The sequence below is a fragment of the Nocardioides sp. genome, assembly GCF_041393715.1.
Classification (GTDB): Bacteria; Actinomycetota; Actinomycetes; order Propionibacteriales; family Nocardioidaceae; genus Nocardioides.
Window position 1 is genome coordinate 524,482 of sequence record NZ_JAWKJQ010000001.1, and the last position, 21,655, is coordinate 546,136.

At 74.4% G+C, this 21,655-nt stretch carries 23 protein-coding genes; 14 read left to right on the forward strand and 9 right to left on the reverse strand.

All coding sequences use genetic code 11. The annotated features are described in order from the left end of the window. Positions 1-27 precede the first annotated feature (27 nt). Positions 28-1,224 carry a CaiB/BaiF CoA transferase family protein gene (locus tag R2740_RS02665; protein ID WP_371301133.1) on the reverse strand — a complete coding sequence of 399 codons (1,197 nt, stop codon included), beginning with the start codon at positions 1,222-1,224 and terminating at the stop codon, positions 28-30. 54 nt (positions 1,225-1,278) lie between these two features. Here R2740_RS02665 and R2740_RS02670 point away from each other — a divergent pair, with 54 nt between their 5' ends. The 3 genes from R2740_RS02670 to R2740_RS02680 are packed head-to-tail and all read left to right on the forward strand — an operon-like array spanning position 1,279 to position 7,786. Continuing rightward, the gene (locus tag R2740_RS02670) at positions 1,279-3,111 is read left to right on the forward strand and encodes an ATP-dependent helicase (protein WP_371301134.1); all 1,833 of its coding nucleotides are present in this window, start codon (positions 1,279-1,281) and stop codon (positions 3,109-3,111) included. Then, entirely contained in the window at positions 3,054-4,562 is a 1,509-nt protein-coding gene (locus R2740_RS02675; RefSeq protein ID WP_371301135.1) for a PD-(D/E)XK nuclease family protein, read from the forward strand. The genes R2740_RS02670 and R2740_RS02675 overlap by 58 nt, the downstream gene beginning before the upstream one ends. Then, positions 4,559-7,786 carry a UvrD-helicase domain-containing protein gene (locus R2740_RS02680; protein ID WP_371301136.1) on the forward strand — a complete coding sequence of 1,076 codons (3,228 nt, stop codon included), beginning with the start codon at positions 4,559-4,561 and terminating at the stop codon, positions 7,784-7,786. Before R2740_RS02675 ends, R2740_RS02680 begins: the two co-directional genes overlap by 4 nt. Here the strand turns inward: R2740_RS02680 and R2740_RS02685 are convergent. Both R2740_RS02685 and deoD read right to left on the reverse strand, forming a co-directional pair. Further along, positions 7,705-8,322: a GNAT family N-acetyltransferase gene (locus tag R2740_RS02685; RefSeq protein ID WP_371301137.1), complete on the reverse strand. Its 618-nt coding sequence runs from the start codon at positions 8,320-8,322 to the stop codon at positions 7,705-7,707. The genes R2740_RS02680 and R2740_RS02685 overlap by 82 nt on opposite strands. A gap of 52 nt (positions 8,323-8,374) precedes the next feature. Next, positions 8,375-9,088: a purine-nucleoside phosphorylase gene (deoD, locus tag R2740_RS02690; protein WP_371301138.1), complete on the reverse strand. Its 714-nt coding sequence runs from the start codon at positions 9,086-9,088 to the stop codon at positions 8,375-8,377. 40 nt (positions 9,089-9,128) lie between these two features. Between deoD and nudC the strand changes: the two genes are divergently transcribed. Continuing rightward, positions 9,129-10,223, forward strand: coding sequence for an NAD(+) diphosphatase (nudC, locus tag R2740_RS02695; protein WP_371301139.1), 1,095 nt, complete (start codon positions 9,129-9,131; stop codon positions 10,221-10,223). On the opposite strand, the gene R2740_RS02700 is transcribed toward nudC, so the two are convergent. Beyond that, the gene (locus R2740_RS02700; RefSeq protein WP_371301140.1) at positions 10,105-10,365 is read right to left on the reverse strand and encodes a mycoredoxin; all 261 of its coding nucleotides are present in this window, start codon (positions 10,363-10,365) and stop codon (positions 10,105-10,107) included. The genes nudC and R2740_RS02700 overlap by 119 nt on opposite strands. Positions 10,366-10,507: 142 nt before the next feature. On the opposite strand from R2740_RS02700, the gene R2740_RS02705 reads away from it, so the two are divergent. The 6 genes from R2740_RS02705 to R2740_RS02730 all read left to right on the forward strand — a co-directional run bounded on the left by R2740_RS02705 (position 10,508) and on the right by R2740_RS02730 (position 14,993). Continuing rightward, on the forward strand, positions 10,508-12,592 hold the full coding sequence (locus tag R2740_RS02705) for an ATP-dependent DNA helicase UvrD2 (RefSeq protein WP_371301141.1): 2,085 nt from the start codon (positions 10,508-10,510) through the stop codon (positions 12,590-12,592). Positions 12,593-12,761: 169 nt separating this feature from the next. After that, entirely contained in the window at positions 12,762-12,986 is a 225-nt protein-coding gene (locus tag R2740_RS02710; RefSeq protein ID WP_371301142.1) for a hypothetical protein, read from the forward strand. A 242-nt stretch (positions 12,987-13,228) separates the two neighbouring features. Continuing rightward, on the forward strand, positions 13,229-13,516 hold the full coding sequence (locus R2740_RS02715; RefSeq protein WP_371301180.1) for a WhiB family transcriptional regulator: 288 nt from the start codon (positions 13,229-13,231) through the stop codon (positions 13,514-13,516). A gap of 66 nt (positions 13,517-13,582) precedes the next feature. After that, a complete protein-coding gene (locus tag R2740_RS02720) occupies positions 13,583-13,747 on the forward strand; it encodes a hypothetical protein (RefSeq protein ID WP_371301143.1) in 165 nt (54 codons plus the stop codon). Positions 13,748-13,907: 160 nt separating this feature from the next. After that, a complete protein-coding gene (locus R2740_RS02725) occupies positions 13,908-14,822 on the forward strand; it encodes a hypothetical protein (RefSeq protein WP_371301144.1) in 915 nt (304 codons plus the stop codon). A gap of 9 nt (positions 14,823-14,831) precedes the next feature. Then, positions 14,832-14,993, forward strand: coding sequence for a hypothetical protein (locus tag R2740_RS02730; RefSeq protein ID WP_371301145.1), 162 nt, complete (start codon positions 14,832-14,834; stop codon positions 14,991-14,993). A gap of 7 nt (positions 14,994-15,000) precedes the next feature. On the opposite strand, the gene R2740_RS02735 is transcribed toward R2740_RS02730, so the two are convergent. Together R2740_RS02735 and R2740_RS02740 are read right to left on the reverse strand one after the other, a co-directional pair. After that, on the reverse strand, positions 15,001-15,648 hold the full coding sequence (locus R2740_RS02735) for a hypothetical protein (protein ID WP_371301146.1): 648 nt from the start codon (positions 15,646-15,648) through the stop codon (positions 15,001-15,003). A 13-nt stretch (positions 15,649-15,661) separates the two neighbouring features. Further along, positions 15,662-16,162, reverse strand: a complete 501-nt coding sequence (locus R2740_RS02740; protein ID WP_371301147.1) for a SigE family RNA polymerase sigma factor — start codon at positions 16,160-16,162, stop codon at positions 15,662-15,664. Positions 16,163-16,345: 183 nt separating this feature from the next. On the opposite strand from R2740_RS02740, the gene R2740_RS02745 reads away from it, so the two are divergent. Beyond that, positions 16,346-16,549 (forward strand): hypothetical protein, encoded by a 204-nt coding sequence (locus tag R2740_RS02745; protein WP_371301148.1) that lies wholly within the window; start codon positions 16,346-16,348, stop codon positions 16,547-16,549. A 15-nt stretch (positions 16,550-16,564) separates the two neighbouring features. Here R2740_RS02745 and R2740_RS02750 read toward each other — a convergent pair whose 3' ends face one another. Next, a complete protein-coding gene (locus R2740_RS02750) occupies positions 16,565-16,723 on the reverse strand; it encodes a DUF5679 domain-containing protein (protein ID WP_371301149.1) in 159 nt (52 codons plus the stop codon). 198 nt (positions 16,724-16,921) lie between these two features. On the opposite strand from R2740_RS02750, the gene R2740_RS02755 reads away from it, so the two are divergent. From R2740_RS02755 to R2740_RS02765, 3 genes are all read left to right on the forward strand, one after another. Continuing rightward, the gene (locus R2740_RS02755) at positions 16,922-17,728 is read left to right on the forward strand and encodes an enoyl-CoA hydratase/isomerase family protein (RefSeq protein ID WP_371301150.1); all 807 of its coding nucleotides are present in this window, start codon (positions 16,922-16,924) and stop codon (positions 17,726-17,728) included. Positions 17,729-17,952: 224 nt separating this feature from the next. After that, complete coding sequence (locus R2740_RS02760; protein WP_371301151.1) at positions 17,953-19,095, forward strand: PHP domain-containing protein; 1,143 nt, start codon at positions 17,953-17,955, stop codon at positions 19,093-19,095. Positions 19,096-19,130: 35 nt separating this feature from the next. Further along, entirely contained in the window at positions 19,131-19,667 is a 537-nt protein-coding gene (locus R2740_RS02765) for a M48 family metallopeptidase (protein WP_371301152.1), read from the forward strand. 39 nt (positions 19,668-19,706) lie between these two features. Here the strand turns inward: R2740_RS02765 and R2740_RS02770 are convergent, their stop codons facing one another. Both R2740_RS02770 and R2740_RS02775 read right to left on the reverse strand, forming a co-directional pair. Next, on the reverse strand, positions 19,707-20,303 hold the full coding sequence (locus tag R2740_RS02770) for an NUDIX hydrolase (RefSeq protein ID WP_371301153.1): 597 nt from the start codon (positions 20,301-20,303) through the stop codon (positions 19,707-19,709). Next, on the reverse strand, positions 20,300-21,655 hold the full coding sequence (locus R2740_RS02775) for a zinc-dependent metalloprotease (RefSeq protein ID WP_371301154.1): 1,356 nt from the start codon (positions 21,653-21,655) through the stop codon (positions 20,300-20,302). The genes R2740_RS02770 and R2740_RS02775 overlap by 4 nt, the downstream gene beginning before the upstream one ends.

Consider the following 21,655-nt stretch of genomic DNA (forward strand, 5'->3'; position numbering starts at 1 on the left):
CGGGGCGAGCCCCGGCCGCCCCGGCCCTCAGTCGTCGTCGAGCCAGGCCCGGATGGCCGCGCCGTGCTCGTCGAGCAGCGGCGGCGGCCGGTGGTGCTCCCTGCCGCCCGAGTAGGGCTGCTCGTCGAAGCGCAGCGCCGACCCCGGCAGCGACAGCCGCCCGAACGCCGGGTGGTCGACCTGGAGCAGCAGCCCCTGGCTGAGCGTCTGCTCCCAGGAGTAGACCTCGTCGATGCTCCGCAGCCGGCCGACCGGGACACCGGCCGCGTGCAGCCGCTCGAGCCAGTGCTCGGCAGGGTGGGCCGCCAGCGCCGCCTCGGCCGCCACCACGAGCTCGTCGCGGTGCCCGACCCGGTCGGTGTTGGTGGCGAAGCGCGGCTCGTCGGGGTCCAGGCCGAGCACCTCGGCGAACCGGCGCCACAGCCCCTCCGAGGCCGCGGCCACCTGGATGGTGCCCTCACCGGTGGTGAACGGGCCGTAGGGGGCGATGGCCGGGTGGTGGGAGCCCGAGAGCCCGGGCACCTCGCCCGCGACCGTCCAGCGGGTGCCCTGGAAGGCGTGGACCCCGACCGCGCCGGCCAGCAGCGAGGTGCGGACCACCCGCCCGCGGCCGGTGCGGCCCCGCTCGTGCAGCGCCGCCGCGACGCCGTAGGCCAGGTGCAGGCCGGCCAGCAGATCGGCGATCGGCACCCCCATCTTGGTCGGCGCGTCGACCCCGGTGATGCTCATCAGCCCACCCTCGCCCTGCGCGATCTGGTCGTAGCCGCCGCGCTGGCCCTCGGGGCCGTCGTGCCCGAAGCCGGTGATCGAGCCGACCACCAGCCCCGGGTTGAGCGCGTGCAGCGCCTCGGCGCCCAGCCCGAGCCGGTCCATCACCCCGGCCCGGAAGTTCTCCAGCAGCACGTCGGCGCGCTCGATCAGCCGGACCAGCAGCGCGTGGTCGTCGGCGTCCTTGAGGTCGAGGACGATCGACTCCTTGTTGCGGTTGGCCGACAGGAAGTACGTCGAGTCGCGGGGGCCGTCGGCGCCCGCGGCCGTCTCGGCCCAGGGCGGGCCCCAGGCGCGGGTGTCGTCGCCGGCCGCGGCCTCCACCTTGATCACCCGGGCCCCCAGGTCGCCGAGCAGCATCGCCGCGTGCGGGCCGGACAGCGCGCGGGTCAGGTCGACGACCAGGATGTCGGCCAGCGGTCCGGCGGCGGGGGTGGGAGGGTCGGCGTCGCTCATGCCGTCACGCTACTCAGCGTGCTCGCTGTCGTCGCGGGATGGTTGGCTGGGCGCATGACCACCCCCCAGCGGCACGCCGACCCCTCGGGGCCGGCGTACCAGCTGGTGCGGCCCGACCGGACCGCGGTCCGGGTCGAGCTCGACGCCGACCAGCAGCGGGTGGTCGACCACCCCGGAGGCCCGCTGCTGGTGCTGGCCGGGCCCGGCACCGGCAAGACGACGACGCTGGTGGAGGCGATCGCCGCGCGGATCGAGAGCGGCGGCGCGCGCCCCGACCAGGTGCTGGCGCTGACGTTCTCCCGCAAGGCCGCCGAGCAGCTGCGCGACCGGGTGACGGCGCGGCTCGGGCGCACCACCGGGTCGGCGCTCTGCGCGACCATCCACTCCTTCGCCTACGGTCTGGTCCGCCGCTACGCGCCCCGCGAGCTCTACCGCGCCCCGCTGCGGCTGCTGTCGGCTCCGGAGCAGGACGTCGTGGTCCGCGAGCTGCTCCAGCGACACGCGGAGTCCATCCGGTGGCCCGCCGAGCTCGACCGCGCCCTGGAGACCCGCGGCTTCGCCCGCGAGGTCCAGATGGTGCTGTCCCGGGCCCGGGAGAAGGGCATGGAGAGCGACGACCTCGTCCGCCTCGGGGAGCAGGAGGGGCGCCCGGAGCTGGTGGCCGCCGGGCTGTTCCTGGCCGACTACCTCACCAACCTCGACGACCAGTCGGCCACCGACTACGCCGACCTGATCCGGCGCGCGGTGATCGAGGCCCACGTCCATCGCGACGAGCTGCGCCGGGAGTTCCGCCACGTGTTCGTCGACGAGTACCAGGACACCGACCCCGGCCAGGTCGCCCTGCTCCGCGCCCTCGCCGGAGACGGCGGCGACCTGGTGGTCGTCGGCGACCCGCACCAGTCGATCTATGCCTTCCGGGGGGCCGAGGTGCGCGGCATCCTGGAGTTCCCCGCGGAATTCCCGCGAGCCGACGGCGGGCCCGCGCCGGTGGTCTCGTTGCGCACCACGCGTCGGTTCGGGCCGCGGCTGCTGACCGCCACCCAGCGGGTCGCCGCGCGGATCGGGCTCCCGGGCTCGGTCGACGAGGCGGCCCGGGAGGCCTTCCTGTCGCCGGTGGCGCTCGACGACGGTCCCGGCGACGGGGGCCGGGTCCGGGTCTGCACCTTCGACACCGAGCGGGCCGAGGCCGAGCACCTCGCCGACCTGCTCCGCCGCGCCCACCTCGAGGACGGCGTCGCCTGGGACCGGATGGCCGTGCTGGTCCGCTCCGGACGCGCCAGCATCCCGCCGCTGCGTCGTGCCCTGGGGGCCGCCGGCGTCCCCGTCGAGGTCGCCCGCGACGACCTGCCGCTGGTGCAGGACCCGTCGGTGCTGCCGCTGCTCGACGCGCTGCGGGCGGCGGTCGACCTCGACGAGGACGACGACGGGTCGCCCGACCACGTCGACGCCTCGCGCGCGGAGTCGCTGCTGCTCGGCCCGCTCGGCGGCCTCGACGCGGGCGACGTACGCCGGCTCTCCAGGCTGCTGCGCACCCGCGAGAAGGACCTGGCCCGCGCCGAGGGGAGGCTGCCGCTGACCTCGCGCGAGCTGGTCCGCCGGGCCGTGGTCAGCGAGGGGTTCCTCGACGACGTGAGCGGGCCCGAGGCCACCGCCGCGCGGGCGCTCCACACCTGCTGCACGGCACCCGCGACGAGCTGGCTGCCGACGGCACCGCGGAGGACGCCCTGTGGCGGCTCTGGTCCGGCACCGACTGGCCGGGTCGGCTGCGTCGCGCCGTGGAGGCCGGCGGGGGCTCCGCCCGGCGTGCCCACCGCGACCTCGACTCCGTGGTGGCGCTGTTCGACGTGGCCGCGCGGGAGGCGGAGAAGCGCGACGCGGCCGCGGTGACCGGGGCGGCCGGCGTGCGTGACTTCCTGTCCCGGCTGCGCGCCCAGCAGATCCCCGCCGACACGCTGGCGGAGCAGGGCGTGCGCGGCGCCGCCGTGCGGCTGCTCACCGCCCATCGCGCCAAGGGGCTCGAGTGGGACCTGGTCGTGGTCGCCCACGTGCAGCAGGACGGCTGGCCCGACCTGCGCCGCCGCTCGACGACGCTGCAGGCCGACCGGATCGGCCGCGGCGAGCTGGTGCCGCCGCCCACGGCGCGCGAGCTGCTGCAGGAGGAGCGCCGGCTGTTCTATGTCGCCTGCACCCGGGCCCGATCCCGGCTGGTCGTCACCGCGGTGCGCTCGGCCGACGACGAGGGGGAGCAGCCCTCGCGCTTCCTGGCCGAGCTGGGCGTCCCGGTCGAGCACGTCGACGGTCGTCCGCCCCGGCCGCTGTCGCTGGCCGGCCTGGTCAGCGAGCTGCGCCGCACCGTCGCCGACCCCGAGACGGGCGAGGCCTTGCGGCTGGCGGCAGCCCGGCGGTTGGCTCGGTTGGCCGGCGAGACCGTGGGCGGACCGTCGGGGGCCCGGGCGCTGGTGCCGCAGGCCGACCCGGCCTCCTGGTGGGGCACCCGCACCGCCAGCCGCTCGCCGGCCCCGGTGCGCGACCCCGAGCAGCCGGTGCCGGTGTCGGCCTCGATGCTCGAGCACGTGATGGCCTGCCCGGCCCAGTGGTTCCTGATGGCCGAGGCCGGCGGTGCCGGGCCGGCCCACCAGTCGGCCAACATCGGCCAGCTGGTCCACGCGCTGGCCCAGCGGGTGGCGGCCGGCGAGGTGGCGCCCGATCTCGACACGCTGATGAACCACGTCGACGAGGTCTGGGGCAGGCTCCACTTCCGGACCCCGTGGTCGGCGCAGCGCGAGCACGACCGGATCGAGGTGGCGCTGACCCGGTTCCTGGCCTGGCACCTCGCCGACCTGAGGCGGCTGGTCGGCACCGAGGAGCGGTTCGAGACCGTGGTCGGTCTCGACAGTGGCGAGCGGGTCACGCTGTTCGGCTATGCCGACCGGCTCGAGATCGACGCCGACGGCAAGGTCGTGGTGGTCGACCTCAAGACCGCCAAGACCGCGCCCAGCGGCCCGGCCGTGCAGCGGCACGTCCAGCTCGGTCTCTACCAGTACGCCGTCGACCACGGGGCCGTCGACGAGCTGGTCGAGGGCGCCGCTCCACTCCGGTCGGCCGGCGCCGAGCTGGTCCAGCTGGGGCTGCCCGACGGCGACGCGGCGGTGGTCCAGCACCAGCCGGCGTACCCCGACGACGGGCCGGAGCGAGCGGCGCTGCGCGGACAGCTCGACGAGGCGGCGGCGATGGTGCGCGCCGAGCAGTTCCCCGCGTCGGCCGGCGACCAGTGCCGCGACTGCGACTTCCACTCGATCTGCCCGATCCAGGGCGCCGGGTCGGTGACCGCGCGATGACCATGACGCCGAGCGACCCGCCGACCGAGATCACCGGCCCCGAGCAGCTGGCCGCGCTGATGGGCTGGGACTTCGCGCCCAGCCCCGAGCAGTGGGAGGCGATCCGCGCCCCGCTCGCGCCCGCGGTCGTGGTGGCCGGCGCCGGTTCCGGCAAGACCACCCTGATGGCGGCCCGCGTCGTCTACCTCGTGGCCACCGGGCAGGTTCGGCCCGACGAGGTCCTGGGCCTGACGTTCACCACCAAGGCGGCCAGCCAGCTGCGCACCAAGGTGCGCGACGCGCTGGCGCAGGCCGGGTTGCTGCCGGGAATGGGTGCCGAGCCCGGCGGCCGACCCGGCGTCGACGGTCCCGACGACGTCCTCGAGCCGACGGTCGCGACCTACCACGCCTACGCCGCCGGCCTGCTGACCGACCACGGGCTGCGGATCGGTCACGAGCCCGACACCCGGGTGCTGTCCGACGCGTCGCGCTACCAGCTCGGCGCCCGGGTCGTCGAGCGCCACGACGCCGAGGTCCGGTTCCTCACCGACCACCCGCCGACCGCGATCCAGAACCTGCTCGCCCTCGACGGAGCGATGAGCGAGCACCTGGTCGGGCCCGACGAGGTGCTGGCCTTCGACGCCGACGCCTCGCGCGCCTTCGCCCGCGAGGAGGAGGCCGAGCTCGCCGGCAAGGCTCGCAAGACCTACCTCGACGCCGTCGGCCGAGCCCGGAACGCGATCGAGCGGCGCGCCGAGCTGATGGAGCTGGTGCGCGGCTATCGACGGCTCAAGCGCGACCTCGGGCTGATGGACTTCTCCGACCAGATCGAGCTCGCCGCCCGGCTGGCGGTCGAGCAGCCGCAGGTCGGCGAGCTGGAGCGGACCCGTTTCCGGGTGGTGCTGCTGGACGAGTACCAAGACACCTCCGTCGCCCAGGCGACGATGCTCTCCCGGCTGTTCGGTGGCGGTCACGCCGTGACCGCCGTCGGCGACCCCAACCAGGCGATCTACGGCTGGCGGGGTGCCTCGGTGTCCAACATCCTGCGGTTCGCGGAGACCTTCCCCGCCGCCGACGGGGCCGTCGTGCCGACGTACCCCTTGACGGTGAGCCGACGCTCCGACCGCCGCATCCTGGAGGTCGCCAACCGGCTGGCCCAACCCCTCCACGACAAGTACGCCGGCCAGGTGGTGCGGCTGGCCGCCGCCGACAGCGCCGGCGAGGGCGAGGTCTCGACGCAGGTGCACACCACCCAGGCCGACGAGCTGGCCTGGCTGGCCGAGGAGGTGCGGGCGACCCACGACCGCGGCGCGGCCTGGTCGGACATCGGCGTCCTCACCCGCGACAACGCGCACGCGGCCGAGGTGTTCGACGCGCTCACGTCGGGCGACGTCCCGGTCGAGATCGTCGGCCTGTCCGGCCTGGTGCGGCTGCCCGAGGTGGCCGAGGTGGTGGCCACCCTCCACCTGCTGGGCGACGTCACGGCCAACGCCGCGCTGCTGACCCTCCTCACCGGGCCGCGGTGGGCGATCGGCCCGCGTGACCTGCGGCTGCTGGCCCGTCGGGCCGCGACGCTGGCCGGTCACTCGGTGCGCGAGGCCGAGACGCTGGAGGACCAGCTGGTCGGGATCGCCGACGGCATCGACCCGGCCGAGATCGCGGCGCTCGGCGACGCGCTCGACTCGCCCGGCGACGCGGCGTACTCCCCGGAGGCGCGCGAGCGGTTCGCGCTGCTCAGCGGGGAGCTGCGGGCGCTGCGCCGCAGCGTGGGCGAGCCGCTGCTCGACATCGTCCGCCGGATCATCGACACCACCGGCGTCGACATCGAGCTGGCCTCCGCGGTCTCGCCGGCCGCGGCCGCGCGGCGCGACAACCTCGACCTGTTCGTCAAGGCGGTCGCGGAGTTCCAGGCGGTCGACGGTGACGTGTCGCTGGCCGCGCTGCTGGCCTACCTCACCGCCGAGGACGACCAGGGCAACGGCCTCGACCTCGCCACCCCGACCGCCGCCGACTCCGTCAAGCTGCTCACCGTCCACCGGGCCAAGGGGCTGGAGTGGGCCCACGTCTTCCTGGTGGGGGTGTGTGAGAGCCGGTTCCCGTCCAACCGGTCGCGCACGCTGTGGACCTCCTCGCCCGCCGTGCTGCCGGCACCGCTCCGCGGCGACGCCGACGACCTGCCGCAGCTGGCCGGCCACGACAAGGCGGCGCTCGACGCCTATCGCAGCGACACCCGCGCGCATGACCACGAGGAGGAGGTGCGGCTGGGCTACGTCGCCTTCACCCGGGCCGCTCACCGGCTCAGCGTGACGTCGTTCCTCTGGAGTCCGCGCACCACGCCGTTCGGTCCCTCGGAGTTCCAGCGGGTCGTCCGTGACCAGCTGGCCGACTGGGGCCAACCCGTCGAGGGCTGGCAGGAGAAGCCCGCCAAGGGCGACCCCAACCCCTACGCCGAGGTCGATCCCTCACGACCGTGGCCCGAGCCCGGACCGGGGAGGGAGGCCACGCTGCGGATCGCGGCGGCGGAGGTGGTGCGCGCGGCCGACCCCGACGCCCCCGACGACGGCCTCGACATGGTGGAGGCGGCGCGGGTCGCCGACTGGGACATCGAGCTCGACCGGCTGGTCGCCGAGGCGCGCGCCGACCGCGACCAGGTGGTCGAGGTGCCGCTGCCCGCCTCGCTGTCGGCGACCGCGGTCAGCCGGCTGCGCACCGACCCCGAGGCCTTCGCCCGCGAGCTGGCCCGCCCGATGCCACGGCAGCCGTCGCCGGCCGCCCGCTTCGGCACCCGCTTCCACGCGTGGGTGGAGAGCCGCTTCGGCCAGCAGGACCTCTTCGACCCCGACGAGCTGCCGGGCCATGCCGACGCCGGCATCGACTCCGACGACGACCTCACCGCGCTGATCGCCACGTTCGAGCAGGGGCCGTTCGCCGACCGGCCACCGCACGCCGTCGAGGCGCCGTTCGCGCTGGTGCTCGACGGACAGGTGGTCCGCGGCCGGATCGACGCGGTCTACGCCGAGCCGCACCCCGACGGCGACGGCTTCCTGGTCGTCGACTGGAAGACCTCGCGTCGCGACGACGCCGACACCCTGCAGCTGGCGCTCTACCGCCTGGCCTGGGCCGAGCTGACCGGGGTGCCTCTGGATCGGGTGCGCGCGGCGTTCTACTTCGTCCGCTCCGGCCGGGTGGTCGAGCCCGACGACCTGCCGGGGCGCGACGAGCTGGAGGCCCTGGTCTCGGGCTGAGGACCCGCCGACCTCCCCGCGGGCGTCATACGTCCCGGTTGCCCGGGCGGCCACGCCGGATGACGTCCGCCGTGGACGTCATCGGTTCCGATCGCCCCGGCAGCCACCTCGGATGACGTGCCGGGCCCGCGAGCGCCGCGAGTCAGAGGCGCGGGCGCCCAGCCCTCGGACCAGACGGGGCAGCTGCGGCCGGGGATGGAGCCGCTGGGCGAGCCCTGCCGCCTGGCCCGCTCCAGGGTGTGCACGAGCAGCCGGCGACCACACCCCGTGCCGATGACCTCCGGGTCCACGAAGAGGGCCGCCAGCTCGCCGCTCGGAGGCTCCCCCTCGACGAGGCTGAAGCCCGCGAGCCTGGCGCCGTGCGTCGCCACCGTCATCCTGCCTGAACCGCAGGTCGCGGCATCGTAGGTCAGCTCGGCGCGGCAGCTCTCGAGGAACTCCGCCGAATAGCCCCAGTGGGCCTTCGAGCGGAGCGCCAGCGCGGAGATCGCCCGGTGTTCCTCTGACCGTGCCGGCCGGATGAGCACGTCAGCCATGTCCTCACGATAGGTCGCCCGCCTCGGTGGCCGATCCCGAGGCGCTCGAGACTCAGCCGCCCAGCGCCGCGCCGAGGGCGATCTCGATCATCGACCCGAAGGTCTGCTCGCGCTCCTGGGAGGTGGTCTCCTCGCCGGTGAGGATGTGGTCCGACACGGTGCAGACGCACAGCGCGCGGGCGCCGTACTGAGCGGCCAGCGTGTAGAGCGCGGCCGCCTCCATCTCGACGGCGAGCACGCCGTAGTCCGCCATCCGCGAGGTGAGCTCGGGCCGCGGGCTGTAGAACGAGTCGGAGGAGAAGATCAGCCCGACGTGCACGGCGTGCTCGAGGTCGAGCCCCTCGGCCACCTCGGCAGCCGACCGCAGCAGGCCGAAGTCGGCGACGGGCGCGTAGTCGAGCCCCTCGAAGCGGATCCGGTTCATCGAGGAGTCCGTGCAGGCACCGGAGGCGAGCACCACGTCGCGGATCGCGACCTTCTCGGCGAGCGCCCCGCAGGAGCCGACGCGGATCACCGTCGACACGTCGTAGTCCTTGAGCAGCTCGTTGGCATAGATCGACAGCGACGGCTGCCCCATGCCCGAGCCCTGCACCGACACCGGGTGGCCGCGCCAGCTGCCGGTGAAGCCGAACATCCCGCGCACCTCGCTGTAGCAGCGGGCGTCGTCGAGGAAGGTCTCGGCGATCCACCGGGCGCGCAACGGGTCGCCGGGCATCAGGACGGTGGGGGCGATCTCGCCGGCGGCGGCGCCGATGTGGGTGCTCATGGCCGACAGCCTAGGGAGGATGCGCACTAGGGTCGCCATCGTGACCTTCCTCCACCTCGACCTGGCCGCCAACGCGCACGACCGGGCCGGTGTCCACCGGGTCGACCGGGAGTGGCTCGACGAGCGCTGGGCGGACCCGGAGACGCGCGTGCTGGTGATCGTCGGCACCCGGGTGCGGCCGGTCGACGGCCGGCTGCACTGGGTGTCGCCGGCCGCCGCGCCGACCGGCCTGCGGGTGCTCCTCGGGGAGCGCGACGGGCGAGCCTGGTTCGCGGTGCTGGTCGCCCCCGAGGCGGCCCCGGGGGAGCGTGGCGACTGGGTCGGCCTGCGCGCGGTGCTGCAGGCCCTGGCCGACCATGCCGCCGCGGACGCGCCGCTGGTCTTCCACGCGATGGGGTTGGCCGAGTGGCACTCCGCCACCCGGTTCTGTCCTCGCTGCGGCGGGCCGTTGACGGCGGCCGCCGCGGGCCACGAGCTGCGCTGCGGGCAGTGCGGCAAGACCCAGTTCCCGCGGACCGACCCCGCGGTGATCATGCTGATCTCCGACGGGCAGCCCGGGTCGCCCGACGAGCGCTGCCTGCTCGGCCGGCAGCCGTCGTGGCCGCCCGGCCGGTTCTCCACGCTGGCCGGCTTCTGCGAGCCGGGGGAGTCCCTCGAGGACGCCGTACGCCGCGAGGTGGCCGAGGAGACCGGCGTGGTCGTCGGCGAGGTGACCTACTTCGGCAACCAGCCGTGGCCGTTCCCGCAGTCGCTGATGCTCGGGTTCACCGGCCGCGCGCTGTCGCCCGAGATCCACGTCGACGGCGCCGAGATCGAGGACGCGCGGTGGTTCACCCGTGCCGAGCTCGCCGCCGGCGCCACCTCGGGGAGCTGCTGCTGCCCGGCTACCTGTCGATCAGCCGATCTCTCGTGGAGCATTGGTACGGCGGGAAACTCCCCGGCACCTGGTAGCCCCGTCTGCGACGTCTCGAGGGCCGTCTGCGACGTCTCGGGGGCCCGTCTGCGACGCCTCGGGGTCAGTCGGCGAGCTCGGCCAGGTCGGCCAGCTTGGAGCGCACCAGGATCAGCGAGGGGTTCGTCAGCGAGGTGCCGTCGGCGAAGACCAGGGTCGGGACCGTCTGGTTGCCGTCGTTGATCTGCTCGATCAGGTGCGCCGCCTCGGGGTCCTGCTCGATGTCGACCTCGTCGAACTCGATGCCCTCGCGCTCGAGCTGGCCCTTGAGCCGGAAGCAGTAGCCGCACCAGGGAGTCGAGTACATGGTGAACGGGGCGCTCATCGCGGCCATCGCTTTCTGTCGGGCGTCCGGTGCGGTCTGGGCTGTAGGCGGAGGTGTCCCCGCCGGCGTCTAGGGTGGCGAGCGTACGTCGGCGGCCGGCGTACCTCCCGCTCAACCGCGCCGACCCCGGAGATTGTTCCCGATGCCCGCACCCGAGGAGCTGCTCGACGCGCTCGACCCCGAGCAGCGCCAGGTCGCCGAGGCGCTGCGCGGGCCGGTGCGCGTGCTGGCGGGCGCCGGCACCGGCAAGACGCGCGCGATCACCCACCGGATCGCCTACGGCGTGGCCAGCGGCGTCTACGCCCCCACCGAGGTGCTCGCCGTCACCTTCACCACCCGGGCGGCGGGTGAGATGCGCGCGCGGCTGCGTCGGCTGGGCGCGGCCGGGGTGCAGGCGCGCACCTTCCACAGCGCCGCGCTGCGTCAGCTGCGCTACTTCTGGCCCGCGACCCGCGGCACCGAGCTCCCCGAGCTGACCGAGTCCAAGCTGGGGATGGTCGCCGCGGCGACCCGCCGGCAGCGGATCCGCGCCGACCAGGCGATGCTGCGCGACGTCGCGTCCGAGATCGAGTGGGCCAAGGTCAGCAACGTCGGCCCCGACGACTACTCCCGGATCGCCGCGGCCCGGGGGCGGTCGGTCACCGGCCTCGATGCCGACACGGTCGGCCGGCTGCTGGGCGACTACGAGTCGGTCAAGCGCGACCAGGGCCGGATGGACATGGAGGACGTGCTCCTGCTCACCGCGGGCCTGCTCGCCGACGACGAGCGGGTCGCCGCCCAGGTCCGGCGGCAGTACCGCTGGTTCGTCGTCGACGAGTTCCAGGACGTCTCGCCCCTGCAGTCCGCGCTGCTCGAGCTGTGGCTCGGCGGCCGCGACGAGATCTGCGTGGTGGGCGACCCCGCCCAGACGATCTACAGCTTCGCCGGCGCCAACGCCTCCTACCTCACCGGCTTCCTGCGCAAGCATCCCGGCGCGACCGCGCTCGAGCTGGTGCGCAACTACCGCTCCAGCCCCCAGGTGGTGGCCGCCGCCAACCAGCTGCTCGCCGGCACCTCCAGCCGCGGGGTCGAGCTGCGCGCCGTGCGCGAGGCCGGCCCGGAGGTGAGCTACACGCCCCACCCCGACGAGGTGGCCGAGGCCGAGGCGGTGGCCGGCCGCATCGACGCGCTGCACGCCGCGGGCACCCCGCTCTCGGAGGTCGCGGTGCTGCTCCGCATCAACGCCCAGACCGAGCCCTTCGAGGACGCGCTGGCCGCCCGCGGCATCCCCTACGTCGTCCGCGGCGCCGCCCGCTTCTTCGACCGTGCCGAGGTGCGGCAGGCCGTGACGCTGCTGCGCGGGGCCGCCCGCGCCGGCGCCTCGGAGGACCCGGTGTCACCGCCGGAGCCGAGCACGGTCGCCGACCAGACCCGGGCCGTGCTCGCGGGGATGGGGTGGACGCTCGAGGCGCCCACCGGCCGGGGTCAGGCTCGCGACCGGTGGGAGTCGCTGCAGGCGCTGGTCGACCTCGCCGCCGAGTGGCAGGGCGAGGCCGGCGCCTCCGGCCTGGGCGGCTTCGTCGCCGACCTCGACCGACGGGCCGGCGAGCAGCACGCCCCGGTCGCCGACGGCGTCACGCTCGCCACCCTGCACGCCGCGAAGGGCCTGGAGTGGGACGTGGTCTTCGTCTGCGGGCTGCAGGAGGGCACCCTGCCGATCGTCTACGCCGACGGGCCGGAGGCGGTGGAGGAGGAGCGGCGGCTGCTCTACGTCGGCATGACCCGAGCCCGGCGCGACCTGGCCCTGTCGTGGGCGCTGGCCCGCAACCCCGGCGGGCGGGCGTCCCGCAAGCCGTCCCGCTTCCTCGACGGGCTGCGGCCGGCGAGCACCGACCCCGAGCCGGCCCCCGGTCGTCGGAGCAGGTCCCGCCGGGCGGTCTCGTGCCGCGAGTGCGGCAAGGCGCTGGTCAGCGGCCCGGAGAAGAAGCGCGGCCGGTGCGACGACTGTCCGGCGTCCTACGACGAGGCGCTGTTCGAGCGGCTGCGCGAGTGGCGGCTGCAGCGTGCCGGCGAGGAGCAGGTGCCGGCGTTCGTCGTGTTCACCGACGCCACCCTGCAGCTGATCGCCGAGCGCCGTCCCGAGAGCGACGCTCAGCTGCTGGCCATCTCGGGCATCGGCCAGGCCAAGCTCGAGCGCTACGGCGCCGACGTGCTGGCGGTGCTCGCCGGCTCGTCCGAGCCCGGCTGAGGAGGGGCCGCAGGCCCCTCCATCGAAGAAATTCGGTCGATCTCGGAAAAACTCGCAAAAAGAGTTTGCGGGCCTCGCGCGCGGGCGAGTACCGTTCTCGGGCAACCAACCGCACGCGCGCATGGAGCCTGGCACGCTCCGCGCCTGACTCACCGAAGGAGGTGGCCCGATGAGCACGAACCAGATCTGGATGGCGAACCCGTCCGTCACTCTGCCCACCTATGGCCGCGTCCTCGGCATGCCCGCGTGCGCCCAGGTGGACACCCGTGTGTCCATCGCCATCCAGGGCAAGACGGCCGGCCTTGCGCACGTGACGAGCCTCGTCGAGGGCATCGACTCGCGCACCAAGGGCGCCTTCCCGGGGAACCCCGCCTGGAGACCACCGACCAGTTGAGACATCAACGCATCGGCAGCCTCCAGGCCGCGGAACCCACACCCAGGGATCCGCGGCCTTCTGTATTTCGCAGTACAGGTTCGAACAACCAAGAAACGCGATCAGGTCATGACAAGGAGGGGAATCTGATGACCATCAGCGTTCTCGACCGTGTGGACGGAGCTGCCGAGCTGGACTCCCAGCTGCTCGTCGGCCCCACGATCCAGGAGCCGGCGCCCGCCACCGTGCCGGGCAGCCTCACCCTGGGCGACCTCCACGACGCTGCCGGCCGAGGGGACGAGGTGGGGGGCACCACCGCGCTGCTGCCGTGCCGGGTCTACGACCCGGAGCTGTGGTTCGCGGAGTCGCCCGCCGACGTCGAGCAGGCCAAGGCCCTGTGCGTCGACTGCCCCGTGCGGTCGATGTGCCTGGCCGGTGCCCTCGAGCGGCGTGAGCCGTGGGGCGTGTGGGGAGGCGAGCTCTTCCTGCAGGGCGTCGTGATCCCCCGCAAGCGGCCGCGCGGTCGTCCGCGGAAGGACGCGGCCGCCTGAGCGGCCGTGGCCGACCGGCTACCACCACCAACCAGATGAACATCAACCAGAAGACGGAGCATCATCATGTACCAGCTCAACGCGGACTTCGCCCGCGCCTATCAGGCCGAGCGACGCAACGAGGCCCGTGCCGCCCAGCGCGGTCATCAGGCCCAGCGGGCTCGTCGGCTCAGCCGCAAGGCGGAGCGGGCGAACCAGGAGGCCCGGCTGGCCCTCGCTCGCGCCTACTGAGGTGGCGACGCGGGCTCAACCGGAGCCTCACTCACCGGACGCAAGAGCCGGGTACGACCGGGGCGGTCGTACCCGGCTCTTCGCCTGTCCGGGGTCGTCCGCCGGCGGGGCTGTGGAGGAGCCGGCGACGCCGGGCCGTCGATCTGGGAGGGTGCCGGCCATGGACGGGGAGTCGCCGGTGGGCCGGCTGAGCAGCGCCGGGGCGCGACCGGCCGTGGTGGCGCTGCGGCCGGGTGTGCCGGTGCTGCGCCGCGACGGCGGCCATGTGCAGCTGGGAGTGGGCCCCGAGGCGGTCCTGGTGCCGGTCGGCCCGGACGCGACGAGGCTGGTGGGCGCCCTGGAGGCCGGACCGGTGAGGTGGACGGCCCCGGACGACGCCCTGGTGGCCCGGCTGTGGGGCGCGGGCCTGTTGGTCGACGCGGAGAGCTGGGACGACGACCGGGCGCGTTGGCCGGGCCTGGCGGAGACGGCCTACTCGCGGGCGCCGGTGGCCGCGCACCGGCGGCTGGCCGGCCGGGCCGCCGCGCGGGTCGGCGTGGACGCACCGGTCGGCTGGCAGCGGGCACTGCACGCCCTGGTCGCGGAGGCCGGTCTGGTGGAGGGGCCGGCGCCCGACGCGGTCCTGCTGGTCACCCGGGGCGAGCCCACCCGGAGCCGCGTGGATGCCCTGGCCCATGCCGGCCTGGCCCATCTGGTGGTGCGGGTCGGTGCCGGCGAGGTGGAGGTCGGGCCGTTCGTGGTGCCCGGGCGCACCGCCTGCCTGCGCTGCGAGGACGCGCACCGCACCGATCTCGACCCTCGCTGGCCGGTGCTGCTGGCGCAGCTGACATCCCGACCGGCCAGGCAGCGGGCCGCGGCCGGCGACGCGGACTGTGAGCCGGTGCTGCGGGGTCTGGCGTGGGCGTGGGCGGTGCGGGAGCTGTCGACGTACGCCGAGGGCGACCTGCCCGCGACCTGGTCGGCACGGGTGACCATCGGCCCCGACCTGTCGCTGCCCCGCCAGGAGCTGCTCCGGCATCCGCACTGTGGGTGCGCGTGGGACCACCAGCTGGAGGCGGCCGGTCCGGCGGCGTAGGTTCGCCCCATGGCGACCTGCGACTTCTGTGGCCGGACCGCCGAGGACGGAGCGGCCACGCTCACCTGGACGACCGCGGTCGAGAACGGTCGGCAGAAGACCTTCTGCGACCAGTGCTCCCGGGAGCACCTGCGGGCGATGGAGGGGAAGCTGGACTCGGAGTTCTGGTAGCGGCCGGCTACGGCGCGACGTACTCGAGGTCCAGGGTGTCGTGATCGACCGGGCGCGACCCCCAGGTCAGCTCGAGGTGCCAGCACCCGGCGCCCGGTAGGTCGAGGGTCGAGGGCCCGGGGCCGCCGACGACCACGCGCCGCACCGTGCGAGCGTCGGTGCCGTCCAGGGTGGCGTCGATGACCAGGTCGTTCGAGGCGTCGGGGTCTCGGGGGAGGTCGGACGGCGCGCTGACCCAGAGCACCTTGTTGCTCACGTCGTCACTCGGTGGTGAGTGCAGCGTCCGCCCGAACAGGATCGCCACGATCCGGCCCTGGTCGCCCAGGACGTGGGGCACCGACGGCTCGGGGTCGCTGAAGCCGGTGCGGGCCCACTCCGGAACGACGCCCGTGTCGACGACCGAACGGCAACCGTCGCCGGCTGCGGCGGGAGGGGAGCCGTCGCGGCTCGGGAGGGCGACGGCGAGTCCGCCGGCAACCAGCACGGCCGCCGCGGCCGCCGCCCCGGCGCTCAGCCGACTCCTGCGTCGGCGGGAGAGCGCACGCTCACGTCCTCCCTCGACCAGTCCGGGTGGCGGCGCCAGGACGTCGACGCTCGCGTGCAGCGAGCGGGTCAGCAGCGCCTGGAACGCCGGGTCGTCCCGTGGTGTGGTCATGTCGTCTCCAGCGTCAGTCGGTGAGGAGGGAGGGCAGGTCGGTGGCCAGCTCCTCGCGGAGCCGGGCGAGGGCGCGGCGGGCTCGGGTGCGGACCGCGTCGGGGGAGCAGCCGAGCAGCTCGCCGGTGCTCGCCGCGTCGAGGCCGTCCCAGTAGCGCAGCACGACCACCACCCGGTCCCGCGGCGCCAGCCTCGCCAGGGCCTCGAACAGCGTGGCGCGCAGGGCCACGTCCGGTGCCGCGGCCGGCTGGTCCCGGCCCGGGTCGGCCACCGACAGCTCGGTCGAGCTGCGCCGGCGGCTGCGGCTGAGGAAGGCGTTGACGAGCATCCGCCGTGCGTAGGCGCCGGGCTGCTCCGCCGCGGAGACCCGGTTCCAGCGTCGATAGACCTGGGCCCAGGTGTCCTGCACCAGGTCCTCGGCCGCGTGCCAGTCGCCGGTGAGCAGGAGAGCGCACCGGAACAGGTCGGCGGTGCGTGCGGTCGCGAAGTCGGTGAACTCCTCGTCGACCGACACCGCTGCCTCCACTCTCGCGCTGACCTTCACCCTCTCGACGCGGTCAAGCGGTGGATCCGTGACAGCGCGGGCGGAGAGGGCTCGGAATCCCGGCTGGTATCAGCCGTCGGCGTCAGCGCCTCCTCTTCTCAACGACCCGACCGCCGCCCGGCGGCCGGAGCGACCCTCGAGGAAGGAGCCACCATGGATACGACGACCTGCCCCGCCTGCGGGACGATCGCCGAGATCCTGTGGCGCGACGTGCTCGACGGCACCGACGGGCCGGTGGAGCACGCCAAGATCCAGTGCCTCGCGCGGCACTGGTTCCTGCTCCCGGTCGCGTCGCTGACGTCGCGAGCACGCAACAGCGGCGCCGCCCGGCCTGCTGCCGGGGCGACGCCGCTGTGACGTTGTCGGGGGCGGTTACGCCTTGCCGAGGATGCGGTTGAGGTTGGTGCCGCACACCGGGCAGACGGCCTTGGCCATCTTGGTGCCCTTGTCGTTGACGCGCACCTCGCCCTCGGCCTCGCGCTTCTCCTTGCACTTCACGCAGTAGAACTCGCCGCTCCAGGTCTCCGCCATGACGGCCTCCTTGCCTATTTTCCTTCGGTCGTCGCGACGGGGGGTCGGGGAAGCCCGTCGGAGCCCGGTCGACGGCTGCACGAGCATCCCCCATCGGGCCGACTCGACCCTACGTCACGGGGGGAGCGCGGCGTGGGAGGCGCTCCGCCGCGACACGCGGGCGTCGTACTCACCGGTAACCACCAGTAGCCTCGGCGCATGACCGAGTCCACCACCTCCGCCGCCCACCTCCGCGTCGAGCGCCCGTCGCCAGGAGTCGTGCTGCTCACCCTGGACAACCCCGAGCAGCGCAACGCGATGTCGGACCAGATGACCGAGTCATGGGTCGCCACGATCGACCAGCTGGCCGCCGACGCGGACCTGCGGGCCGTGGTGGTGACGGGGGAGGGCAGCGCCTTCTGCTCAGGCGGCAACACCTCGTGGATCGCCAGCGAGCCCGACGCCACCGTCGACCGGCTGCGCACCCGGATGCTGCCGTTCTATCGCTCGTGGCTGGCGATCCGTCGGCTGGAGGTCCCCACGATCGCCGCCGTCAACGGCGCGGCCATCGGCGCGGGTCTGTGCCTGGCACTGGCCTGCGACCTCCGGTACGCCGCGGCCGGGGCGCGCCTGGGGGCGCCGTTCGTCCGGCTCGGCATGCACGCCGGCATGGGCGCGACCTGGCTGTTGCCCGAGGTGGTCGGGGAGGCGGCGGCGCGCGACCTGCTGCTGACCGGGCGCACCGTCGACGCCGACGAGGCGCTCCGGCTGGGACTGGTGTCGCGGGTGCTGCCCGCCGAGACGTTCCTCGACGAGGTCCTCGGGGTCGCGGCCGAGGTCGCGGCGACCGCGCCGATCGCGAGCCGGCTCACCACGGTGGCGCTGCGCGGCGGCCCGCCGGCCGACCTCGAGGCGGCTCTGCAGTGGGAGGCACTGGCCCAGCCGGTCACCCTGGCGACCGCGGACCTGCAGGAGGGGATCGCCGCGGCCCGGGAACGTCGACCTCCGGTGTTTCGTGGACGCTGAGCAGGCGCCGGCCGCGGGGGCAGCAGAAGAGGCCCCCGCCGCGCGGACGACGCTTGCCTTCCCCTTGCGAGCGTCATCCGGAGTGCGACCGGGGCCTCCTCTGCCGCACACGCTAGGAGGCCGCGGCCCGCGCGGTCAACGCGCGGCCCGGCAGCCTGTGGACAGGGTTGTGGACGAGTCTGTGGAGAACCCGTCCGGTCCGGTGGAGAACGTCGGGAAACGCTGTGGAGACGGTGCCGTCGCCGTCGTCGTACACCGCGCTGACCAGCCACAATGGCTGTCCACCGGTGTGGAGAGTAAAAAGATCGGACGGAGGTGCCGTGGCCGCGAGTGACCAGCCCTACTCCGGCGGGCCGGTGGCCGCGCTGCGCCGGATCGCGTTCCTCCTCGAGCGGGCCCGCGAGGACACCTACAAGGTCAAGGCCTACCGTGCCGCCGCCGCGACCATCCTGCCGCTCCCGCCCGAGGAGATCGCCGAGCGCGCGGCCGGCGGCACCTTGGGCGACCTGCCCGGCGTGGGCGCCAGCACCGCCGCGGTGATCGAGGTCGCCGCCGCCGGCCGGATGCCCGATCGACTGGCCGAGCTGGAGCAGCGCTACGCCGGCCCGCTGGCGTCCGGCGGCCGCGAGCTGCGGTCACTGCTGCGTGGCGACCTGCACTCCCACTCCGACTGGTCCGACGGGGGCTCGCCGATCGAGGAGATGGCGATCACCGCGGTCGAGCTCGGCCACGACTACCTCGTGCTCACCGACCACAGCCCGCGGCTCAAGGTGGCGCGCGGGCTCTCCGCGGAGCGCCTGGCCCGGCAGCTCGAGGTGGTCGACGCGGTCAACGACCACTTCGCCGGTGGGTTCGCGCTGCTCAAGGGCATCGAGGTCGACATCCTCGACGACGGTGCCCTCGACCAGACCGACGAGATGCTGGCCCGGCTCGACGTGCGGGTCGCCAGCGTGCACTCCAAGCTCGCGATGGACGCTCCGGCGATGACCCGGCGGATGGTCGCCGCGGTCGGCAACCCGTTCACCAACGTGCTCGGCCACTGCACCGGCCGGCTGGTGACCGGCAGCCGCGGCACCCGGCCGGGCAGCAGCTTCGACGCCCACGCCGTCTTCGAGGCGTGCGCCGCCCACGAGGTGGCCGTGGAGATCAACTCTCGGCCCGAGCGGCGCGACCCACCGACCCGGCTGCTGGAGCTGGCCCGCGACCTCGGCTGCCTGTTCTCCATCGACTCCGACGCCCATGCGCCGGGGCAGCTCGACATGCTCGACTACGGCTGTGAGCGCGCGGAGGCGGCCGGCATCGACCCCGACCGGATCGTCAACACCTGGCCGCGCGAGCGGCTGCTCGCCTGGGCCGCGCCGGGCTGACCCGCGGTGTGGGTGCCGAGGGGTACCTTCGGCTCATGGTCGACCGGAGCGCACCCGAGATCGAGGTACGCCGCTCGCGTCGGCGTCGGCGCACCGTCTCGGCCTACCGCGACGGCGAGCGGATCGTGGTGCTCATCCCGGCCACGCTCACCAAGGCCGAGGAGGCCGAGTGGGTCGACACCATGGTCGCCCGGGTGGAGCGGTCCGAGGCCCGTCGCCGACGGCGCACCGACACCGACCTGATGGCCCGTGCCCAGCGGCTCAGCGACGACTACCTGGGCGGACTGGCGCAGCCGGTCTCGGTCCGCTGGGTCGACAACCAGCAGTCCCGGTGGGGGTCGTGCACGCCGAGCGACCGCACCATCCGGCTGTCGTCACGCCTGCAGCCGATGCCCGCCTGGGTGGTCGACTATGTGCTCGTGCACGAGCTGGCCCACCTGCTGGAGGCGCATCACAACGAGGAGTTCTGGGCGTGGGTGGCGCGCTACCCGGCGGCCGAGAAGGCTCAGGGCTACCTCCTCGGCTACGCCACCGCCGCTCAGCTCGAGCCGCCGGCCACCCCCGACGACTGAGGCTCCTGCGTCGGGGTGCAGCTCGCGCCGAGTCCGCGCTCAGGCCGAGGGAAGTCCGAGCCGTCGTCGAGCCAGCGCCGCCAGGGCCACCATGTCGGCGGCCTGGTTCGGGAGCCGATCGACCGGCCACCACCGCACGTCCAGTGACTCCTCGCTGACGGCGTGGTCGTCGGCTTCGGCGGCCACGGCCACGAAGCGGACGTCGAGGTGGTGCGCCCCGCCCCGGGCGTCACAGAACGGCACCGCGTGCTCGGAGAGCTGCACCGGCACCGGGTCGAGGTCGAGCCGGGCCAGGCCGGACTCCTCCGTCGCCTCGCGGAGGGCGGCGGCGGCGAGGGAGTCATCCCCGACCTCGCAGTGCCCGCCGAACTGGAACCACTCCCGCGCCTTGCGGTGGAGCGTCAGCAGCGCCCGCGTGCCGTCGGCGGAGACGACCAGCGTGCTGGCCGTCAGATGGTCGGGGTAGCAGGACCGGGTCATCCCGTCCGGATGGACCTCGAGATGCGCGACGTACCGGTCTCGCAGGGCGGCCTGGGCCGCGTCCGGCGGCGACCAGGTCCGCAGCGTGGCCATCGCGTCGGCGTGCAGCCCGGCACCGCTGCGTCGGGCGCCGGACTCGGGAGCGGAGGGGCTCACCCCTCGGTGGGTGCGTCGGGGTCGCCGCCGAGGCCGGCGTCGAGCAGGCTCTGCAGCTCGGCGTCGAACTCCTCGTCGGAGAGCTCCAGCGGAGCGCTCGCCCCCTCGCGGAAGCCCAGCGGGTCGTCGAGGTCGGCCGCGGTCGGCAGCAGCGACGGGCTCATCCAGACGCCGTCGCGAGCCTCGATGCCCTGCCGGTTGCGCAGCGAGCCCCACAGGGTGGCGGCGTCGCGGAGACGGCGCGGGCGCAGCTCCAGGCCGACGAGCGAGGCGAAGGTCTCCTCGGCCGGCCCACCGCTGGCCCGGCGTCTCCGGACCGCCTCGGCGAGCTTGGTGGCGGCCGGCATCCGCTCGGCGGTCGCCTGGCCGACGACCTCGTCGACCCAACCCTCGACCAGCGCCAGGGTCACCTCGAGCCGGCCCAGCGCGGCCTCCTGGGCCGGCGTCTGCTTCGGCTCGAAGATGCCCTGCTGCATGGCGTCCTGGAAGCTCGCGGGGTTCATCGGGTCGATGCCGCGCATCTGCTCCTCGATGCTGTCGGTGTCGATCTCGATGCCCGCGGCATAGTCGGCCACCGCCTGGATCAGGTGGTCGCGCAGCCAGGGCACATGGGCGAACAGCCGCTGGTGCGCGGCCTCGCGCAGCGCGAGATAGAGCAGCACGTCGCTCTCGGACACGTCGAGACCGTCGGCGAAGGCGGCCAGGTTGCTGGGCACCACGGCCGCCTTGCCCGCGGGGCCGAGCGGCAGCCCGATGTCGCTGGCGGTGAGCACCTCGCCGGCGAGCTCGCCGAGTGCCTGACCGACCTGCGTGGCGACCATCATCCCGGTGGCCTTCTCGAGCATGCCGAGCATCGGGCCGGCCACCGCCCGCGCCTCCTCGGGGAGGGCGGCTCCCATGGCGCCGATCAGCTGCTTGACGACCGGCTCGACGAGCACCTTCCACACCTCGGTGGTGCCGACCAGCCACTCCGCCCGGCTCCAGGCGGCCGTCGTCTGCACGCCCGAGCCGAAGCCGGTGGCGTCGTCGAGCCAGTGGTCGGCCAGCCGCACCGCGTCGGCGACGGCGTCCTGCTGTCGCTGGGTCGGGGAGGGGTCGGGCTGGCCCGCGACGTGCTTGCGAGCGACGTCGAGCGCGTGGTCCCAGTTGATGGGGCCGTCGTGGGGCGCGAAGAAGGCCGCCATCTGCGACTGCATCTGGCTGAACAGGGTGGACAGGTCGGGCATCTGGCCGCCGGCCCCGAAGCCGCCGGCCCCGAAGAGCGCCTCGAACGGGGTGCCCTTGAAGGGGTTCTCGGCAGGCTCGCGCCCGTCGTCGTGGTCGTCGGAGCCGGGTCCGACCTGGTCGGTCAT

What these genes read in the sequence shown, in the direction of transcription:
- R2740_RS02665 (WP_371301133.1), bottom strand. Translation starts at nt 1,224, where the DNA reads ATGAGCGACGCCGACCCTCCCACCCCCGCCGCCGGACCGCTGGCCGAC.
- R2740_RS02670 (WP_371301134.1), top strand. Translation starts at nt 1,279, where the DNA reads ATGACCACCCCCCAGCGGCACGCCGACCCCTCGGGGCCGGCGTACCAG.
- R2740_RS02680 (WP_371301136.1), top strand. Translation starts at nt 4,559, where the DNA reads ATGACCATGACGCCGAGCGACCCGCCGACCGAGATCACCGGCCCCGAG.
- R2740_RS02685 (WP_371301137.1), bottom strand. Translation starts at nt 8,322, where the DNA reads ATGGCTGACGTGCTCATCCGGCCGGCACGGTCAGAGGAACACCGGGCG.
- deoD (WP_371301138.1), bottom strand. Translation starts at nt 9,088, where the DNA reads ATGAGCACCCACATCGGCGCCGCCGCCGGCGAGATCGCCCCCACCGTC.
- R2740_RS02700 (WP_371301140.1), bottom strand. Translation starts at nt 10,365, where the DNA reads ATGAGCGCCCCGTTCACCATGTACTCGACTCCCTGGTGCGGCTACTGC.
- R2740_RS02705 (WP_371301141.1), top strand. Translation starts at nt 10,508, where the DNA reads ATGCCCGCACCCGAGGAGCTGCTCGACGCGCTCGACCCCGAGCAGCGC.
- R2740_RS02710 (WP_371301142.1), top strand. Translation starts at nt 12,762, where the DNA reads ATGAGCACGAACCAGATCTGGATGGCGAACCCGTCCGTCACTCTGCCC.
- R2740_RS02720 (WP_371301143.1), top strand. Translation starts at nt 13,583, where the DNA reads ATGTACCAGCTCAACGCGGACTTCGCCCGCGCCTATCAGGCCGAGCGA.
- R2740_RS02725 (WP_371301144.1), top strand. Translation starts at nt 13,908, where the DNA reads ATGGACGGGGAGTCGCCGGTGGGCCGGCTGAGCAGCGCCGGGGCGCGA.
- R2740_RS02730 (WP_371301145.1), top strand. Translation starts at nt 14,832, where the DNA reads ATGGCGACCTGCGACTTCTGTGGCCGGACCGCCGAGGACGGAGCGGCC.
- R2740_RS02735 (WP_371301146.1), bottom strand. Translation starts at nt 15,648, where the DNA reads ATGACCACACCACGGGACGACCCGGCGTTCCAGGCGCTGCTGACCCGC.
- R2740_RS02745 (WP_371301148.1), top strand. Translation starts at nt 16,346, where the DNA reads ATGGATACGACGACCTGCCCCGCCTGCGGGACGATCGCCGAGATCCTG.
- R2740_RS02750 (WP_371301149.1), bottom strand. Translation starts at nt 16,723, where the DNA reads ATGGCGGAGACCTGGAGCGGCGAGTTCTACTGCGTGAAGTGCAAGGAG.
- R2740_RS02755 (WP_371301150.1), top strand. Translation starts at nt 16,922, where the DNA reads ATGACCGAGTCCACCACCTCCGCCGCCCACCTCCGCGTCGAGCGCCCG.
- R2740_RS02765 (WP_371301152.1), top strand. Translation starts at nt 19,131, where the DNA reads ATGGTCGACCGGAGCGCACCCGAGATCGAGGTACGCCGCTCGCGTCGG.
- R2740_RS02775 (WP_371301154.1), bottom strand. Translation starts at nt 21,655, where the DNA reads ATGACCGACCAGGTCGGACCCGGCTCCGACGACCACGACGACGGGCGC.